Here is an 18,121-nt window from a genome sequence, read left to right as displayed (position 1 = left end):
AATGTTACTTTTTTAAGTAATCGATACACTATATACATATCTGATAATTTTATGTGGGTATAATACTTATATTTGATTTTATCAATCCGTTCATAAATCAATCATAATGATAATCTATCTAAAACTATTAGTTTAACCGATAATGATTATCCTATAAACCGGATTAGAAAATCCTAAGTAAAATAAAATTAAAAAAGATGAAATTAGCACAAATATTAATTACCATACTATTTGTTCAATCAGGCTTCGCACAATTCAAAAATCAATACTCTGTATCTTTTGATAATGCAGTTCATCATGAAGCAAAAATAGAGGCTATATTTTCTAATTTAAAGACCGATACTATTTCTTTACGAATGAGTAGAACATCCCCAGGAAGGTATGCAATACATGATTTTGCAAAAAACGTATACGATGTCGTTGTAACCGATGGACATGGTAATGAAATTGAAGTTGTTCGTCCTAATCCTCATCAATGGGATATTTCTGGCCACGATGGTACCATAAAAATTTCTTATACCTTATTTGCAGATCGAGGAGACGGAACTTATTCTCAAATCGATGAAACCCATGCTCACCTTAATATTCCTGCTACTTTTATATATGCTCCATCCCTTAAAAAAAGATCTATAGAAGTAGTTTTTAATGTTAGAAAGGATCTTAACTGGAAAATAGCTACGCAACTTATTCCTGAAGGCAACAACACATTTACTGCTCCTAATTTACAGTATTTTATGGACAGCCCTGTAGAGATTAGCAACCACTCTACAAGATCATTTAAGGTTACCTCTGAAGGGGAAGAATATACTATACAACTTGCAATACATCATCTTGGCACCGAACAAGAAGTAGATACGTATTTTGAAAAAATAAAAAAAATTGTAGTACAAGAAAAAGAAGTATTTGGAGAATATCCAAAATTTGATAATGGGACATATACTTTTTTAGCCTGTTATATGCCTCAGGTATCCCGTGATGGTATGGAACACAGAAATTCGACTATCCTTACTAGTACCAATAGCCTTGCTGATGGCGGAATGAAAAAAAACATAGGCACTGTTTCTCATGAGTTTTTTCATGCATGGAATGTAGAGCGTATTCGACCTAAAACATTAGAACCTTTTGATTTTGAAAAAGCAAATATGTCTGGAGAATTATGGTTTGCAGAAGGGTTTACAAGCTATTACACTAAACTAATTTTATGCAGAGCGGGACTAATTAGTCCTGAGGAATATATAAATGGACTAACAGAAACCTATAACTATGTATGGAACTCTCCTGCAAGAGCTTATTTTAACCCTACTGAAATGAGTTATCAAGCTCCTTTTGTAGATGCTGCAACATCTGTAGATCCTGTTAATCGAGAAAATACATTTATTTCTTATTACTCGTATGGTAGTATGCTTGGTTTGGCTCTTGACCTATCTTTAAGAAATTATAAAAATTCTCTAAATCTTGACGATTACATGAAAATGATCTGGAAAAAATATGGTAAGCAAGAAATACCATACACTCATAACAACCTGTTTACTGCATTACAAGAATATGCAGGGGATACATTTGCTAATGATTTTTTTGACAAATACATTAACCATAGCGAAATACCAGATTACAAAACTTTATTTGCTGATTTTGGAATTTTGATGGATAATGATCCTAAAAAAGCATACTACGGCGCTCTTATTGAGTTTGATGAAAACAATAATGCTGTTATTTCTAATTATCCTCAAAAAGAAGGACCGGCATACAATGCAGGTTTAGACAAAGGAGATATTATTTTAACTATAAATGGAAATCCTTATAAGAATCCAGAAGAATTTTTAAATCTTATGACAAAAATTACTTTAGATAAAAAAACACCTATTACTTATCTAAGACTAGGAAAAAAAATCACTACCCAAATTATTTTTACGGCAGATCCAAATATTGAAATAATAGCGCAACAAAATCCTGATAAAAAGGTATTAGAAAAACGTAAAAAATGGTTACAAGCAAAATGATGAATCTTATCTACACCCTAACTACTTGTGATGAAGAATTAGAGCAAATAATAAAACTTCAACAAAATAATTTACCTTCTTTTATTTCTAAAAAAGAAAAAGAAGCAGAAGGTTTTGTTACGGTAACACATGACTTATCTATTCTAAGAAAAATGAATAGTAAACAGCCTCATATCGTTGCAAAGGATAAGGATAAAGTTGTTGGTTACGCTCTATCTATGCTAAAAGATTTTAAGGATGATATTGAAATTCTTAAACCTATGTTTGCTATGATTGACAATCATTTGGACCTTTCTTCTTCTTATGTTGTAATGGGACAAGTATGTATAGACAAAGTGTATCGCAGGCAAGGGATTTTTAGAGGTTTATATCAAGCTATGAAAAATGAGTTGGAAAAAAAATATGATTTCTTAATCACCGAAGTAGCATCTAATAACATACGTTCTTTACAAGCCCACCAAGCCATAGGTTTTAAGACATTAATCACATACCAATCAAATAATATACAATGGCATCTTATTTATTGGGATTGGCAATAATATTAGATGTTGATGTTCTGGCATTCTCTAAATCATATCCAAAATCTTTTCCTTTTTGTATCCTGGGAACACCACTGGTCATCCATTTAGGTGCTGATTTTCCTTTAAGATAATAATCAAAAAACTGCATCATACGAATAGATAGGTCTTGTTTGTTTTTTACTTTTTTTAAATTATGAGCTTCATCATTATACACCAAAAGCCAGACTGGTTTTTGTAATCTTCGCATCCCCATAAACATCTCTATTCCCTGATAATATGGCACTGCACCATCATTATCATTGTGCATAATAAGTAGTGGCGTTTCTATTTTAGGAATACCAAAAAGCGGTGAATTTTCTATATAAAGATCAAAACCATCCCATAAATTTTTACCTAGTCTACTTTGTGTTCTTTCATATTGAAAAGCTCTGCTTAGACCAGATTTCCATCGAATACCTCCATAAGCAGAAGTCATATTACTTACGGGAGCACCAGCCATTGCTGCTTTAAATTTATTAGTAACTGTTACCAAATATGCCACTTGGTACCCACCCCAACTTTGCCCTTGTATTCCTATATTATCGCTATCAATATACCCAGACTCCTCTAAAGCCTCTACTCCAGAAACAATACAATTATATGCACTAGCCCCTGGTTTACCCTCATCATACACTATATCTGGCACAAACATAACATAACCATTGCTTACCAAATATGAAGGATTTACAATAGAAGCACTTGGACTTGGAATATGATAATCTCTATAACTATCAGACCTTTTTTCATAAAAATACGTAATCAAAGGGTATTTTTTTGAAGGGTCAAAGTCTTCTGGTTTATAAACAATCCCTTCTAGTTTTCTGCCATCATTTGTCTGCCATGTAAACAACTCTGCAGTTCCCCATTTAAAATGTGTTTGATGTGGATTTATATGAGTTATCTTATTTGTGTTTTTAAATGTATTAGTAGTAACATAAAGGTCAGGAAATGTGGTAAAATTTTGTTTTCTGTAGGTGAAGACATTAGCCTCTTTTGCTTTTTTATAAGAACTTATACGAAACTCAGAGGGTTTTATTTTCTCGATAAGTTCTCCTTTTTTAAGAGTATATAATCCAGAAACCTTGCTTGTATTATCAAAACTTGTAATCAATAATTCTTTATTAATATAAGCTGCTTGAGTTTTCTGTTCAGGATCCAGCATTTCTGTTCTATAGGTTATATTTTCTTTTCTTCCATTTTGGGTTAAGTTCATTGGTTTGTCTTTGCCCGACAAAGAAATCTTCCAAACATCAAACTTATCAAATATTAACACCTCTTGATTTATATCAAAACCTCCAAAACCATAAGGAGAAGGTAATGAAGGATGATCATCATCTTCATCATAAAAAGGTACGTCGAGATCTTTTGTTAGATTGGTTTTTTCATTAGTAGATAAGTTTATAGAAAACCAATTCTTTTGTTTCATATCATAATGTAATACAAATTGCCCATCCGGAGAGAGTATAGGTTTCAATCCTTTATTTTTGAGAATTAGTTTTTTGTTTCCTGTATAGGTATCAATTCTATAATAATCTTTTGTCCATGGATAATCCCAAGAACGTTTTGTATCATAAGGTGAGGTAACAGAACCCAGTATAAATTGGTGTTCTTTAGTCTTGTCTAAATTAAGATCTTCAATCGTTTGATCCTGAATGTGGATATATTTTTTGGATGTAGTATCGTAATAAGATACAAATGCTTTTTTATTAAGTTCTTCAAACTTTGATTTTTGCTCTGGTTGAATCAATTTATCCTGCCAGTTCCATACATCTACTTGGGGGATTTCATCCTCCAGCATTGTAGTATCTTTTAAATAAACAACTTTTGGCTTAGAGTAAAAGTATAATCTATTACCATTATCTGAAAAAAAAGGGTGTTTGTCTTTACTTAATTCCCAATTTTCTCTAAGATTGTTTCCTGAAAAATCTACAAGCTTTTGCTTTATCTCATTTTTATAATAGTATAGTTCGAATTTTAGAGAATCTAATGCTGTTGAATCTGCGGCTGATAAATACGCAAATTCACTGCCATCTCTATCTATTGCTAGTTTATCATAAATGTATTTTGTGGTATCGATAACTGTTTTTTTTGCAGACAACAAATTATATGCATATACCCCAATATCCTTTTGTTTCTCTTTTTTATTTTTTAATGAGAAATAAAAGATCTGACCTTTTTCTGGCAAAATAAAATCTTTTATCTGGTGTATGGTATCTTTTTGTTTGGTTTTTAAATTATATATCAAAGCATAATTTTGCTTATATATCATAGGAATATCTCTGTTTAAAGTATCTTTTTTACCTTGTTTATCCTCTGTTTTTCTTTTTTGTTTTTCTTTGACTTCTTTAAACTTTTCTACGATCAACCACCCTTCTTGTTTTTTGGGCATTTGGTATCTTTTCACTCTATAAATAGAATCATAGATTTTATTATTTTTTACATCATAAACAAATAGCATATCTTTTGTCCTATCCTCTTTTTTTACTTCCTTCCTCTTTTCTTTTCTTATTAACTGATAGCTTGGTCTTTTTTTAAAAACCACATAATTCTCATTTAAAGATATGGAAGTTTCATACCCGTTAGGATATATAAATTTTTCTTTGTTTTGGGTATTATATATTTCTATATACCCATCTCCTCTTTTTGTATTAGTTTCTATGGTGGTTACCACCAATTTTCCTTTTTCTGATATTTTTACATCTGTAATATTTTTCCATAAATCATAATCGGTATGTGTCAAAGTTTTTTTCTGTGAAGAAAGCAAAGAAGTAACTAAAAGAAAGACAAAAGTAATCAGCCTTGGGGTCATAATTAAGGTTTTAATATTAGAGTGCTTTTATATCCTATGGAAAAATATAAAACCTTTTTACTAAAAAAGGAGAGGTTAACATAATTTTATCTAAAAATCAATTATTTATACAATCAATAACCTCGGAGAATTAAACTCCATAATTCAGGTTAAAAGATCTGTTTTATTGCAACAAAACAATCTAAGTAATAATATAAATATTAACCCTTAGCCTCTTTTGTTATTTATAACCAACAAATCACTTACTTCTAAGCATCTTAAACTCTTATTCGGGTTATTTTCAAACTCTTAAAAAACACATTGTTATCTTTATGTTATGGTCTATGAAAATTATTAGGCTCAATATTCCCATACCTTTATATTATCATTAGGGTTAGCTTACCAGGTCTTTTTTAGCATTAATATTCTATAATTTCGAAAAATAAATTGTTAATCAGATTTATTATGAAAACCACAAAGAGGTTTATTTTTTCGATATTAGGAGTAGCTATTATTTTTACTGCTATTTATGTATATCATGTTCATTTTAATTATAGATTTCTAGAAGTAACTGAAAATAAGGTTTATAGATCTGCTGCTATACCTCCTGAAAAAATTCATAATTATATCGAGAAACACGGTATCAAAACAGTTATTGATCTTAGGGTAGGGAAAGTTAGTGATCCTCTAAACCCTAGTTTATCTTCGGATATCACAAAAGAAAAAATAGCTGTAGAAAAAATAAAAGGCACAAAACATATTAATATTCCTTCACAACAAATACCTAGCGAAGAAAACCTTAAAGAATTTTTTAAAGTACTCGATCAGGATATTTCTTACCCTATATTAATCCATTGCCATCATGGCACCGGAAGAGCTGTTCTATACAGTGCCCTATATCGAATTGAGTACGAAGGCTTCTCTAATGAAGAAGCACGATTAAAAACAAGAGTTCCTGTCTTTTTAAGTCCTTTTGATCATGGCACACCAAAAGGAGAATGGTTAAAGGTTTATAAATCAAATAAGGATGATGAGTTTGTTGCTACTACTGCAATCAAAAATGAAGAAACCAAAAGTGAAGAAATCAAAAAATAAAATCAAAAAACACATTTATCCTTATGAAAATTTTGGTTACAGGTGCTGCAGGATTTATTGGATTTCATACCGTTAAAAAACTACTACTATTAGGTCATGAGGTTTTGGGTTTTGATAATATTAATAATTATTACGATACTTCCTTAAAATACGATAGGTTAGATGAGGTAGGCATAACTCGTAAAAAAGTAATCGATAATGAATACGTAAATTCGTCTACACACAAAGCTTTCCGTTTTATAAAGATGGACTTAACACAAAAGGCTGCCATTATGGATTTATTTCGTTATGAACGCTTTGACACTGTGATTCATTTAGCCGCTCAGGCTGGTGTGCGATACAGTATCGAAAATCCAGATGCATATATTAAAAGTAATATAGATGGTTTTTTTAATATTTTAGAAGCTTGCAGACATTACCCAGTAAAACATCTTACTTACGCCTCCAGTTCTTCGGTTTATGGAAACAATAAAACAATCCCTTTTTCGGTAGAACACAACGTAGACAAGCCCATAAGTTTATATGCAGCAACCAAAAAGAGTAACGAATTAATGGCACATACATATAGCCATCTTTTTAAAATTCCTACTACCGGGCTTCGCTTTTTTACAGTATATGGTCCTTGGGGAAGACCTGATATGGCTCCATCTTTATTTACCGATGCCATTATTAATAACAAACCTTTACATATTTTTAATAATGGAGATATGCAAAGAGATTTTACTTACATAGATGATATTGTAGAAGGTATCTTAAAAGTAAATAAAAACCCTCCGAAACCAAAAAGCCCTGAAATAGCTCCTTATCTATTGCATAATATTGGAAATAGTAATCCTGTAAAATTAATGGATTTTATTAATTGTATAGAGAAAAATGCAGGAGCTGTTGCAAAAAAAATATTTTTACCTATGCAGCCCGGAGATGTTAGCAAAACATACGCAGATATATCTAGTATAGCCACTGCTGTTGGGTACACCCCAAAAACAAATATAGAAACTGGAGTTAAGCATTTTGTGAACTGGTATATTTCTTATAAGATTAAAAACAAAAATGAGATTAAAGAAATTATTTAATACTATCTCTCAATATTATATCGTCTATTCTGAATTTGCAGATATAAGCTAATTTCTATCAATCTAAAAATACAACATTTAATAATTGATTTGGTCTAAAAAAGCCGTCAAATGGAGTGATTTTTCATAGAAAAAATGAAGAAAAGTTATACTTCGGCAAGCTCAGAAAAGCTCTCGCAAATAGGCTTTTATACCATCTATCATTTGAATTTACTGGAATAAAATGGATAAATTTAGATACAACATTTTATGGTTAAATTGGTATTACACGATTTACGGATGAGAATTGCGTATAAATAATTGCAAAGGTTTTTCGCTAGATTGATGAATCAAATTAAAGAATAGCCATAGCTATTGTTTCATTTTATGAAGAAAATATAGTAGAAAAAGAATACGATTATATGCGAGATTTTTATTCGTAAATCGTATTACATCCTTTTTAACCTATTACCCAAACAGGTGTTCTGCCACATCTTCGATTTTAGTAACTAATTGGATTTTGATCTGCGCATTTTGTAGCGATATTTTATTGTATTTAGAGACAAATATGGTAGAAAAACCTAGTTTTTCTGCTTCTTGTATTCGTTGTTCTACCTTGTTTACTGGGCGTATTTCTCCTGCCAATCCAACCTCTGCGGCAAAGCAATAATCTTTTGGTACAGGGATATCTTCATTAGAGGATAAAATAGCTGCAACTACTGCCAAATCAATAGCAGGATCGTCTACAGATATTCCTCCTGTAACATTTAAAAACACATCTTTTGCTCCTAGCCTAAAACCAGCTCGCTTTTCTAAAACGGCAAGGATCATATTAAGACGTTTTAGGTTGTAACCAGTAGCACTACGTTGTGGAGTGCCATAAACTGCGGTGCTTACCAAGGCTTGTATCTCTATCATAAGCGGTCGCATACCTTCTACCGTAGATGCTATAACGGTACCACTTAATTCTTCATCGTTTTTAGAGATCAGGATTTCACTAGGATTATTTACTTCTCGTAAACCACTACCTTGCATTTCATAAATACCCAACTCTGATGTAGATCCAAAACGATTTTTTAATGCACGTAAAATTCGATACACATGATTACGATCTCCTTCAAACTGTAATACAGTATCTACCATATGTTCTAAAATCTTTGGACCAGCAATATTACCATCTTTTGTGATATGTCCAATTAACAAAACAGGAGTTGCGGTTTCTTTAGCAAATTTAATAAGCTCTGTAGTACATTCCCGAATCTGAGAAATGCTACCAGCGCTACTTTCTATATAATCACTATGTAAGGTTTGTATAGAATCTATAATAACAATATCTGGTTGTATTTCTTCAATCTGCCTAAAAATGTTTTGTGTTTTGGTTTCTGTTAAAATCAGGCAATTATCTGTTTTAGAATGTATTCGTTCTGCTCGCATTTTTATTTGCTGCTGACTTTCTTCTCCAGAAACATATAATGTTTTATAAGGTAGTTTAAGACTTATTTGTAATAAAAGGGTACTTTTTCCTATTCCTGGCTCTCCTCCTAACAAAGTTAAAGAACCTGGTACTAGCCCACCTCCTAATACTCTGTTTAGTTCTGCATCGTCTGTGTTATAACGAGCTTCCTGACTGGTGTTAATTTCTGAAATTCGTAAAGGCTTGGCTACCTTATTTGTTTTTGGACTAGAAGTAGCGTTTTTCCAGTCACTTTTTTCTGCTTTTTGAACTACCTCTTCGGCAATAGTATTCCATTCTTTACAGGATGTACATTGTCCTTGCCATTTAGCATATTGTGCACCACAATTTTGACAGAAAAATACAGTTTTGGTTTTAGCCATAGAAGATTGATAAGAGTGTAAAAATACTATTATTTTAATAATACCATAAACAAAAATGAACTCTTAAAACAAGCATCAAATATTTTTGTTCGAATTAAAAAAATCAATCTTCTTAATCGAAAATATAGTAACTTTATATAGTGTTCAGAGACCTCTCTCTGAATATTTTTTATTAACCAATAAAATTATACCATTATGAAAATTCTAAAATTAACTGGAGTAAAACTAATTAATAAAATTGCTCAAAAAGAAATTAACGGAGGTTCTCCCAATTCTGCCTGTTGTAGTTTGGATAAGACTAAGTGCATGGTAGAATGTATAAACGCTGGAAACAACTCTGGAGTGTGTTACTTGCGATGCATGAGCTGCTGCTAATGAATATAAATAATTCCTGAGACAGAGTTTTGAAGAGTTCTTTAGATTAAAATCCTAGGAAGCTTGTCAATATATATTGACAAGCTTCCTTTTTAGGTCTTAAAAACTGATTTACTTTTACCAGCCAAAATCTTCTTTAATCTTATTTACTTTATCCAGCATATAATCTTTGGTTAAAAAAGCAACTTCAGCTAACTGAAAACCACTTTCATAAGCTCTCATTGCTTTTTTAGGCTCTCCTGTTTGTTCATAAAACATACCTAGATAATAATATCCTAACATTAGATCAGAATGTTCTTTGATAGCTAGTTTACCTAAAGGCTCTAATTCTGCCCAGTTTTCATTTTTTTCAATAGCAGTAGAGACTGCAATAAAATCGTTGATTCTTATTTTACGTTTTATACCATATAATTTTTCAGTAGTTCTGTATATATCTACTAGGTACTCATAAGGAGAAGTTTCTAATGGAAGAATAACCTCTTTATATGTTTTCTTACTAATAGGACGATACATCTCGAATATGTTTTCTAAAGCATGAGGTATTGCTTTTCCTACTAAGGTATAATGTGAAGATTCTTCAAAATTATCAAAGAAATAGTTCATTTCAGGATTTTCGATTGCAGATAATTTTTCGTCCAAAGCAATAAGATCATTTTTAATATTATCAGCATCATTGGTTGCGGTGGCCAAATAATACCAAATATCAGAAGATCCTGCAAGTTTACTTTCAATACGTTCTCCCATTGGTGGTGCCAATTCTGGGCTAAGGCTTATATACCCTTGAAAAATTGGATTGTCTTTAAACAAAAAATAATTTATAAAATTGGCGGTATAGTCGTGTCCTACAATAATTTTTAATTGTGCAGTACGATAGGTTTGATCCAGATAAGGAATAAGCTCCTGACCAATAAATTCAAAAAACTCTGCTCCTTTAAGTTCTGGTAAAAACTCTGCAGTATCATATTGGCAATCTTCTTGTCTGGTTTTACGTTGGTTAAGACCTACCACTATAGATTCTGGCATATCTTCCCAATAGGAGAAATAATCTACATTACCAGCAACAGGTTCGAATAAATAATCCCCGTCTAAAACAATAATTAGAGGGTATATCTTATCTTCATTTTTTTTATAATTACGAGGGAGCTGTATTTTTAACTCTCTATTTTGATCTAATTTGATGGATCTAAAAGATTCATAGATTGCTTGACTATAACCAGAAAAGGTAAAAAGACAAGCTATAATAAGAGTTACACTTTTTTTCATAAGTAATTAAGATTAAGATTAAGCAAGGGACAATATATAAATTATTTCCTTATTTTTCTCTGTTTAAAATAGGAAGAAATAAAAAGGATAACGCTCCTATAATTATATTTATTGCGGTTTGAGACCCCCATAATATCCAGCCTAAAGCTTCTCCTGCAGGTTTTTCTATACCGAAAAGCAGTAAAATTGCAGCTATTGCTATAGGGAAAGCCCCAATTCCTCCATTAGTGGTAGACATCGCAAAAGATCCTGCAACAAAAGTAGCAAGTATTGGTCCAATGGGTAAAGATGCTGTTTCAGGAACCGTAAATTTAATTACATAAAACATACAAATATACAATCCCCAAATAAGAAAGGTATAAAAAATAAAAGCTTTTCGTTGTTTAATTTTTGAAATACTTTTTACTCCTTCTAAAAGACCATCACCAAAATTTCTAAGTTTTATAAGGATAGGGTTTGTTGAGGTTTTTATAGCTCTTAGAAATATAATCCCACAAATTAATAGTCCTATTAATATAGCCAGTGAAATAAATGGACTTGCAATTTTTTCTTGCAAATAAGATAGCAACAGTTCTGATTGAAAAAGTAAAGTTATAGCAATAATCAGTAATAACATAAGCAAATCGATAACTCTTTCAGAGATTATGGTTCCGAATGCTTTTTTAAAAGGAATGTTTTCATACGTAGATATAGTGCCCCCTCTAAGTATTTCTCCAGATCTAGGAATCCCCAGATTAGCAAGATACCCTATCATAACAGCCATAAAGCTATTGGATAATTTAACAGAATACCCTAATGGTGCTAATAAAAATTTCCAGCGATATGCTCTGGCAAGATGAGAAATAACACCTAACGTAATAGATAATAGAATCCATTTAGGATCTGCTTGCATGATATATTGAAATGTCTTTTGTCTTTCTTGGGGAGTGGCAGACGAGATCGAATACCATATTAAAAAAACTCCCACTATTAATGGGAGTATTATTTTAAGAAATTTTATGAGTTTAGGATTCACTATTTATTTTAATAGATTATTTTCTTCGTTAGGAAAAAGAAGTCTTGGTTTAAAATCTTTAGCCTCTTCGATATCCATCATAGCATAAGTGATTAGTATTAGAACATCTCCTTTTGCTACTTTTCTGGCTGCCGCACCATTAAGTGTAATTTCTCCACTATTTCTAGGGCCTGGTATTGCGTATGTCTCTAAGCGTTCTCCGTTATTGTTGTTTACAATCTGGACTTTTTCTCCTTCAACAATATTGGCGGCATCCATTAGATCTTGATCAATAGTAATACTGCCAATGTAATTAAGATCAGCACCAGTTACTTTAACGCGATGAATTTTTGATTTTACTACGTGTACAAACATATTACAAAGTTAGTTATTTTTAATTTAGGGCAATGTTATCAATAAGTCTTATTTCTCCTGCAAATACAGCTATAAAAGCTCTGTATTTTGTGCCTTTTTGTTTTCGTTTAATGGATTTTAGATCTGACACCTTGGCGATTTCAAAATATTCTAGCTTTAACTCGTCGTGATTTTTAAACTGACCTAATACCCAGTTATTTAAAGTAAAAGCACTTTTTGTGCCAAAGTCTTTTTTAACTTGTTGTAAAACGGAATAAATAAATGGAGAAGCTTCGAGTTGTTTTGTATTAAGTCTTTTGTTTCTAGAACTTAGAGCTAAGCCATTTTCTTCTCGATAGATAGGACAGCCAATAATTTGCACTGTCATTTTTTCAATTTCAACTAACTTTTTAACAATCTGAAGCTGTTGAAAATCTTTTTCTCCAAAATATGCTTTATCTGGATTAACGATCGTAAAGAAATGTTTTAACACAGTACCAACACCATCAAAATGTCCTGCTCTAAATTTACCCTCCATTTCATGTTCTAACCCATTAAAATTGTATTTAGTAGATAACATTTTATCTCCATATATCTCCTTGGGCGTAGGCGCAAAAACAATTATATTTTTGGATAAACCAGATAAAAGCTCAATGTCAGAATCTAAAGTACGAGGATAATTAACCAAATCTGCATCGTTATTAAACTGAGTGGGATTTACAAAAATGCTAACTATCACATAGTCATTTTCTTTTAAAGCTTTCTCTACCAAAGCAAGATGTCCACGGTGAAGAGCTCCCATAGTAGGAACAAAACCAATGGTTTTCTTATTTTTTTTAATAGATGCAACATCTACTAATATATCTAGTCTTTTTTCGTGTACCTGCATTGACATATAAACTTATAAGGCGTGCAAAAATAAGATATTACTGGCAGACTGCATAAATTTTCGTAATTTTGCAAAATTAATTCCAAAAGGAGGACGATAAAAGTATCGATTATATGAAAGATAAGAGGATATTGTACGTATCATCAGAAGTAATACCTTACTTGCCAGAGACTGAAATTTCATCTATGTCTTTTGAGGCGCCAAGAATGGTAAATAGCAAAGGAGGGCAAATAAGAATTTTTATGCCAAGATATGGGAATATCAATGAAAGAAGGCACCAATTACATGAGGTTATCCGGCTTTCAGGTATGAACCTGGTAATAAATGATTTAGATATGCCCTTGATTATCAAGGTGGCTTCTATTCCTAAAGAGAGGATGCAAGTATATTTTATAGATAATGAAGATTATTTTAAACGAAAAGCAACTTTAACAGATGAAGAAGGGAAACTGTTTCCTGATAATGATGAGCGAGCGATCTTTTTTGCTAAGGGAGTTATTGAAACGGTAAAAAAATTAAACTGGTCACCAGATGTCATACATGTGCATGGATGGCTAGCCTCTCTTTTACCATTATATCTAAAACATTATTATGCTAATGAACCTCTTTTTGGCCATAGCAAAATTGTAACCTCTGTGTATAATAGTGGTTTTGATGGAGCATTAGATAAGAATATGATGGCAAAAGTAAAGTTTGATGGTATAGGAGAAGAAAAGATTAGTGATTTGGCTAAACCTACATATAGCAACCTTATGAAAGTTGCTGTAGATAATTCTGATGCTGTAATTGTAGGCTCAGAAGAAATTCCCGCAGAACTTGTAGAGCATTTAAAGACTATCAACCAACCTGTTTTAGAATATAAAAAACCAGATGAATTTGCCGAAGCTTATGAAGCCTTCTATAAAACGGAAGTATTAGTATAAGCGTAACGATGAAAATTATTTATGAAATTAATAAACATTTTTACTAAAATAACAACTATAGTAGTTGTTATTTCTACTTTTTTATCCTGTGATAATGACTTTAATTCTGTTGGTAGTGAAATTATAGGAGATGTTAATTTTGAAGACAGCCAATATAGTTCGATACCTATAGCGTATAGCAGGAGGTTAGAGAGGGTTCAAACGAGTAGATTAGTTCGTGAAATAGGCTCTAATAATCAATTAGTTAATCACGCTAATTTGCTTGGAGTTTATGAGGATCCTGCTTATGGACAATCAATATATAGCATATTATCACAAGTGCGATTAGCAACGGATAACCCTAATTTTGGAGAAAATCCCGTACTAGATAGTGTGGTTCTTAACTTGCCTTATTTTAGTAAAGAAATAAACACGTCGACTAGTAATAATGTAACTATAAAAACATATAAGTTAGATTCCGTTTATGGCAGTAGACCATTTAAGTTATCGATATATCAATCCAACTATTTTTTAAGAGATTTTGATCCAGAAACAAATGATAGACAGTTGTACTACTCAGATGATGCTGTAACTAAATTTGGTTCAGAAATAGAGAAACTCAATTTATATACCAATGAGTCTTTTGTGCCATCTCCTTCAGAAATAACTTTGCTTGGTCCTGATGGCCCAGATGAGGACACGAATCAAGATGTTACTAAGTCACCCCCAGCATTAAGAATTAAATTTTCTGATGCTGTTAAAAATAGTTTTAAAGAACAATTTTTGGATAAGCAAGGTAGTTCTGAATTAAGTAATTCAAACAACTTCTTTAATTATTTTAGAGGAATCTATTTTAAGGCAGAAGCATCTGGAGCTTTAGGAAACATGGTTCTTTTTGATATGAGTAAAGGAAGAATAACATTACATTACACTTCTGGAGCAGGAACACCTGTAGTAAGAGAACAAAAAACCTTACAATTATCTTTTACTAATAATATTGTTAACTCTATAAAAACAGATATTAAGCCAAGTATTGAAAATGAATTGAAGATAGATGTGCAGGATTCGATTAAAGGAAATGATAATTTATATATAAAAGGAGGAGATGGAGCATATGCTGTAATTGATTTATTTAAAGGAAATGTTCTTAATGAAAATGGAGAGCTAGAAAAGGAACTTAGTTATTTAAGAAGAAAAAATTGGTTGATCAATGATGCAGTTCTTACATTTTATGTTAATCAAAGTGCATTGACATCAGGAGGAGCGACAGAACCAGAAAGAATATATGTATTTAATAAAGAAACAGGCTCTGTTCTTGCAGATTATGCGTCTGATGTAGGTTTTCAATTAAAGAACGAGGAAGAGCCAGTAAACTCTATTCTTAGTCATTTAGGCAGAATTAAAAGAGGCTCTGATGATAAAGGAGAGTACTATAAGATTAGGCTTACTAGGCATATTATTGATCTTTTAGGAGACGAAGAAGTAGATAATATTAGCTTAGGAGTGTCCGTATCTCAAAATGTAAATGCAACAATAAACGCAGTTGGCGTAGTTAAAAATAAAAACAATACCCCTAAAGATGAGATTATACCCTCCTCATCAATAATTTCACATGAAGGAACTATCCTCTACGGAAATGGAGAAAATGTTCCTGAAGAGAAACGTTTAAAACTTGATATTTTTTATACAGCGTCTAAAAAAAACTAACAATATTTTAAAAAACTTAAATCATGTGCGGAATTGTAGGGTACATTGGGCATAGAGAAGCCTATCCAATTGTATTAAAAGGGTTAAAAAGATTAGAGTATAGAGGGTATGATTCTGCAGGGATTGCCCTTTTTGATGGTAAGGATATTAAATTATCTAAAACAAAAGGCAAAGTAGCAGATCTTGAAGAAAGATTAATAAAAGAAATTCCTACAAAAGGAACTATCGGTATAGGACATACCAGATGGGCTACTCATGGAGTTCCTAATGATGTAAACTCCCATCCACATTATTCTAATTCTGGAGATCTTGTTATAATTCATAATGGGATTATTGAAAACTATGAATCTCTTAAAAAAGAATTATCGAATAGAGGATATACATTTACTTCGGATACAGATACAGAAGTATTAGTAAATCTGATAGAGGATGTAAAAACTAAAGAAAACGTAAAGCTTGGTAAAGCTGTTCAGATTGCATTAAACCAAACAGTAGGAGCTTATGCAATAGCAGTTTTTGACAAACAAAAACCAGATGAAATTGTTGTAGCAAGATTAGGTAGTCCACTTGCAATTGGTGTAGGAGAGGATGAGTTTTTTATAGCATCTGATGCTTCTCCTTTTATAGAGTATACCAATAATGCCATTTATTTGGAAGATGGCGAAATGGCCATTGTAAGCAGAAGAAAAGGGGTTAAAGTACGAAATATCAAAGATGATAAGCTAGTTGAACCATATTTGCAAGAACTACAAATTAACCTTGAACAAATAGAAAAAGGAGGTTATGATCACTTTATGCTTAAAGAAATTTATGAGCAACCTAATGCTATTAGCGATACCTATAGAGGAAGAATGCGAGTGGCAGAAGGAATCATAAAAATGGCAGGGATTGATGATAATCTAGCAAAACTTTTAAATGCAAAGCGTATCATTATTATAGCTTGTGGTACATCTTGGCATGCTGGTTTGGTAGCAGAATATATTTTTGAAGAATTAGTTCGTATACCAGTAGAGGTAGAATATGCTTCGGAATTTAGATATAGAAACCCTGTAATTCATCAAGATGATGTAGTTATTGCAATATCACAAAGTGGAGAAACTGCCGATACTATGGCAGCTATTAAGTTAGCTAAAGAAAGTGGAGCTTTTGTTTTTGGTGTATGTAATGTTGTAGGATCTTCGATTTCTAGAGAAACTCATGCAGGAGCATACACGCATGCAGGACCAGAAATAGGAGTTGCTTCGACTAAAGCATTTACTACGCAGATTACAGTTCTATCTTTGATTGCATTAAAATTAGCAGAACGAAAAGGAACAATTTCTAATAGTGATTTCCATTATTATTTACAAGAGTTAGAAAGAATACCAGAAAAGGTAAAACAAGCATTAGAGTCTAACGATCATATTAAGTTTATTGCCGACACCTATAAAGGAGCAAAAAATGCTTTGTATTTAGGTAGAGGTTTCAATTTTCCTGTTGCATTAGAAGGAGCTTTAAAGTTAAAAGAGATATCGTATATTCATGCAGAAGGGTATCCGGCAGCAGAAATGAAACATGGGCCAATTGCTTTGATAGATGAACAAATGCCTGTGGTTGTAATAGCAACCAAAAAAGGTCATTACGATAAAGTAGTAAGTAATATTCAGGAAATTAAATCCAGAAAAGGAAAAATTATAGCAATTGTTACAGAAGGAGATGAAACGGTTAAAAATCTTGCAGATCATGTAATTGAGGTGCCAGAAACAGAAGAGTTTTTAACTCCCCTTCTTACAACAATACCATTGCAATTACTGTCTTATCATATAGCCGTAATGTTAGGTAAAAACGTAGATCAACCAAGAAACCTTGCAAAATCAGTAACAGTAGAGTAATTTTTTCTACTTGTGTAAATTCAAGTTTTTGTATACAAAATAGATAAAACCTGTTTGAAGAAATTTTCAGACAGGTTTTTTTTATTTCTCTTATACTATTTCAAAATTAAAATGATATTGTCATTTATAATGAGATAACATCTTCCAGTATAACGATCTTTATTTTTTAGATTTAATGATGTTTCCTTCGTTATTAAAAATAACTTTTGTGCAGTCTCCTTCGCCGTCTGAAGTAAATATAATTGTTCTTCCTCCTGTTATAAATTTTAGGTCAGCTTTACTTAAACTTGTACCCAAATTTGAAATTTATTTAGATTAATTAGTTCAACTATCGACAAGTTCCAAGAATACAGAAATGTTATCCGATAATTTAGATACATAGAACTCATATTAGGATACTTCATTTCATATCAAATACTAGTTTCAAAAAACTAT

15 protein-coding genes are annotated in these 18,121 nt (G+C 31.7%); 8 read left to right on the top strand and 7 right to left on the bottom strand.

Going from position 1 to position 18,121, the window contains the following annotated elements:
• Nucleotides 1-197 precede the first annotated feature (197 nt).
• On the top strand, nt 198-2,000 hold the full coding sequence (locus H527_RS0106370) for a M61 family metallopeptidase (RefSeq protein WP_027411929.1): 1,803 nt from the start codon (nt 198-200) through the stop codon (nt 1,998-2,000).
• Nucleotides 1,982-2,539, top strand: a complete 558-nt coding sequence (locus H527_RS0106365) for a GNAT family N-acetyltransferase (protein WP_229809235.1) — start codon at nt 1,982-1,984, stop codon at nt 2,537-2,539. The genes H527_RS0106370 and H527_RS0106365 overlap by 19 nt, the downstream gene beginning before the upstream one ends.
• On the opposite strand, the gene H527_RS21565 is transcribed toward H527_RS0106365, so the two are convergent.
• Complete coding sequence (locus tag H527_RS21565) at nt 2,517-5,369, bottom strand: alpha/beta hydrolase family protein (protein ID WP_051316663.1); 2,853 nt, start codon at nt 5,367-5,369, stop codon at nt 2,517-2,519. The genes H527_RS0106365 and H527_RS21565 overlap by 23 nt on opposite strands.
• A 444-nt stretch (nt 5,370-5,813) precedes the next feature.
• Here H527_RS21565 and H527_RS21560 point away from each other — a divergent pair, with 444 nt between their 5' ends.
• Nucleotides 5,814-6,443 carry a dual specificity protein phosphatase family protein gene (locus H527_RS21560; RefSeq protein WP_081414560.1) on the top strand — a complete coding sequence of 210 codons (630 nt, stop codon included), beginning with the start codon at nt 5,814-5,816 and terminating at the stop codon, nt 6,441-6,443.
• Between the two features lie 23 nt (nt 6,444-6,466).
• On the top strand, nt 6,467-7,516 hold the full coding sequence (locus H527_RS0106350) for an NAD-dependent epimerase/dehydratase family protein (protein ID WP_027411927.1): 1,050 nt from the start codon (nt 6,467-6,469) through the stop codon (nt 7,514-7,516).
• A 447-nt stretch (nt 7,517-7,963) separates the two neighbouring features.
• Here the strand turns inward: H527_RS0106350 and radA are convergent, their stop codons facing one another.
• Nucleotides 7,964-9,331, bottom strand: coding sequence for a DNA repair protein RadA (gene radA, locus H527_RS0106345; RefSeq protein ID WP_027411926.1), 1,368 nt, complete (start codon nt 9,329-9,331; stop codon nt 7,964-7,966).
• Nucleotides 9,332-9,526: 195 nt separating this feature from the next.
• On the opposite strand from radA, the gene H527_RS23885 reads away from it, so the two are divergent.
• Nucleotides 9,527-9,706, top strand: coding sequence for a hypothetical protein (locus tag H527_RS23885; RefSeq protein WP_155837819.1), 180 nt, complete (start codon nt 9,527-9,529; stop codon nt 9,704-9,706).
• A gap of 117 nt (nt 9,707-9,823) precedes the next feature.
• Here the strand turns inward: H527_RS23885 and H527_RS0106340 are convergent, their stop codons facing one another.
• Genes H527_RS0106340 through panC form a run of 4 tightly spaced genes read right to left on the bottom strand, consistent with a single transcriptional unit; the run spans nt 9,824 to nt 13,206 of the window.
• A complete protein-coding gene (locus H527_RS0106340; protein ID WP_027411925.1) occupies nt 9,824-10,969 on the bottom strand; it encodes an alpha/beta hydrolase in 1,146 nt (381 codons plus the stop codon).
• A 49-nt stretch (nt 10,970-11,018) separates the two neighbouring features.
• Nucleotides 11,019-11,984 (bottom strand): lysylphosphatidylglycerol synthase transmembrane domain-containing protein, encoded by a 966-nt coding sequence (locus H527_RS0106335; protein WP_027411924.1) that lies wholly within the window; start codon nt 11,982-11,984, stop codon nt 11,019-11,021.
• Nucleotides 11,985-11,987: 3 nt separating this feature from the next.
• Entirely contained in the window at nt 11,988-12,338 is a 351-nt protein-coding gene (gene panD / locus H527_RS0106330) for an aspartate 1-decarboxylase (RefSeq protein WP_027411923.1), read from the bottom strand.
• A 19-nt stretch (nt 12,339-12,357) separates the two neighbouring features.
• On the bottom strand, nt 12,358-13,206 hold the full coding sequence (gene panC, locus H527_RS0106325) for a pantoate--beta-alanine ligase (RefSeq protein WP_027411922.1): 849 nt from the start codon (nt 13,204-13,206) through the stop codon (nt 12,358-12,360).
• Between the two features lie 113 nt (nt 13,207-13,319).
• Between panC and H527_RS0106320 the strand changes: the two genes are divergently transcribed.
• Genes H527_RS0106320 through glmS form a run of 3 tightly spaced genes read left to right on the top strand, consistent with a single transcriptional unit; the run spans nt 13,320 to nt 17,686 of the window.
• The gene (locus H527_RS0106320; protein WP_027411921.1) at nt 13,320-14,129 is read left to right on the top strand and encodes a glycogen/starch synthase; all 810 of its coding nucleotides are present in this window, start codon (nt 13,320-13,322) and stop codon (nt 14,127-14,129) included.
• A 21-nt stretch (nt 14,130-14,150) separates the two neighbouring features.
• Nucleotides 14,151-15,815, top strand: coding sequence for a BamH family beta-barrel-assembly machinery protein (gene bamH, locus H527_RS0106315; RefSeq protein ID WP_027411920.1), 1,665 nt, complete (start codon nt 14,151-14,153; stop codon nt 15,813-15,815).
• 23 nt (nt 15,816-15,838) lie between these two features.
• Complete coding sequence (gene glmS, locus H527_RS0106310) at nt 15,839-17,686, top strand: glutamine--fructose-6-phosphate transaminase (isomerizing) (protein WP_027411919.1); 1,848 nt, start codon at nt 15,839-15,841, stop codon at nt 17,684-17,686.
• Between the two features lie 159 nt (nt 17,687-17,845).
• On the opposite strand, the gene H527_RS23880 is transcribed toward glmS, so the two are convergent.
• Nucleotides 17,846-17,983: a hypothetical protein gene (locus H527_RS23880; protein WP_155837818.1), complete on the bottom strand. Its 138-nt coding sequence runs from the start codon at nt 17,981-17,983 to the stop codon at nt 17,846-17,848.
• Nucleotides 17,984-18,121: the final 138 nt, after the last annotated feature.

This window comes from Aquimarina muelleri DSM 19832, from assembly GCF_000430665.1.
GTDB lineage: Bacteria > Bacteroidota > Bacteroidia > Flavobacteriales > Flavobacteriaceae > Aquimarina > Aquimarina muelleri.
The sequence above is the reverse complement of the archived record's forward strand: the minus strand, read 5'-3'. Positions and strand labels throughout refer to the sequence as shown.

What these genes read in the sequence shown, in the direction of transcription:
- H527_RS0106350 (WP_027411927.1), top strand. Translation starts at nt 6,467, where the DNA reads ATGAAAATTTTGGTTACAGGTGCTGCAGGATTTATTGGATTTCATACC.
- H527_RS21560 (WP_081414560.1), top strand. Translation starts at nt 5,814, where the DNA reads ATGAAAACCACAAAGAGGTTTATTTTTTCGATATTAGGAGTAGCTATT.
- H527_RS0106370 (WP_027411929.1), top strand. Translation starts at nt 198, where the DNA reads ATGAAATTAGCACAAATATTAATTACCATACTATTTGTTCAATCAGGC.
- H527_RS21565 (WP_051316663.1), bottom strand. Translation starts at nt 5,369, where the DNA reads ATGACCCCAAGGCTGATTACTTTTGTCTTTCTTTTAGTTACTTCTTTG.
- bamH (WP_027411920.1), top strand. Translation starts at nt 14,151, where the DNA reads ATGAAATTAATAAACATTTTTACTAAAATAACAACTATAGTAGTTGTT.
- H527_RS0106340 (WP_027411925.1), bottom strand. Translation starts at nt 10,969, where the DNA reads ATGAAAAAAAGTGTAACTCTTATTATAGCTTGTCTTTTTACCTTTTCT.
- H527_RS0106365 (WP_229809235.1), top strand. Translation starts at nt 1,982, where the DNA reads ATGGTTACAAGCAAAATGATGAATCTTATCTACACCCTAACTACTTGT.
- panD (WP_027411923.1), bottom strand. Translation starts at nt 12,338, where the DNA reads ATGTTTGTACACGTAGTAAAATCAAAAATTCATCGCGTTAAAGTAACT.
- H527_RS23885 (WP_155837819.1), top strand. Translation starts at nt 9,527, where the DNA reads ATGAAAATTCTAAAATTAACTGGAGTAAAACTAATTAATAAAATTGCT.
- glmS (WP_027411919.1), top strand. Translation starts at nt 15,839, where the DNA reads ATGTGCGGAATTGTAGGGTACATTGGGCATAGAGAAGCCTATCCAATT.
- H527_RS0106320 (WP_027411921.1), top strand. Translation starts at nt 13,320, where the DNA reads ATGAAAGATAAGAGGATATTGTACGTATCATCAGAAGTAATACCTTAC.
- radA (WP_027411926.1), bottom strand. Translation starts at nt 9,331, where the DNA reads ATGGCTAAAACCAAAACTGTATTTTTCTGTCAAAATTGTGGTGCACAA.
- panC (WP_027411922.1), bottom strand. Translation starts at nt 13,206, where the DNA reads ATGCAGGTACACGAAAAAAGACTAGATATATTAGTAGATGTTGCATCT.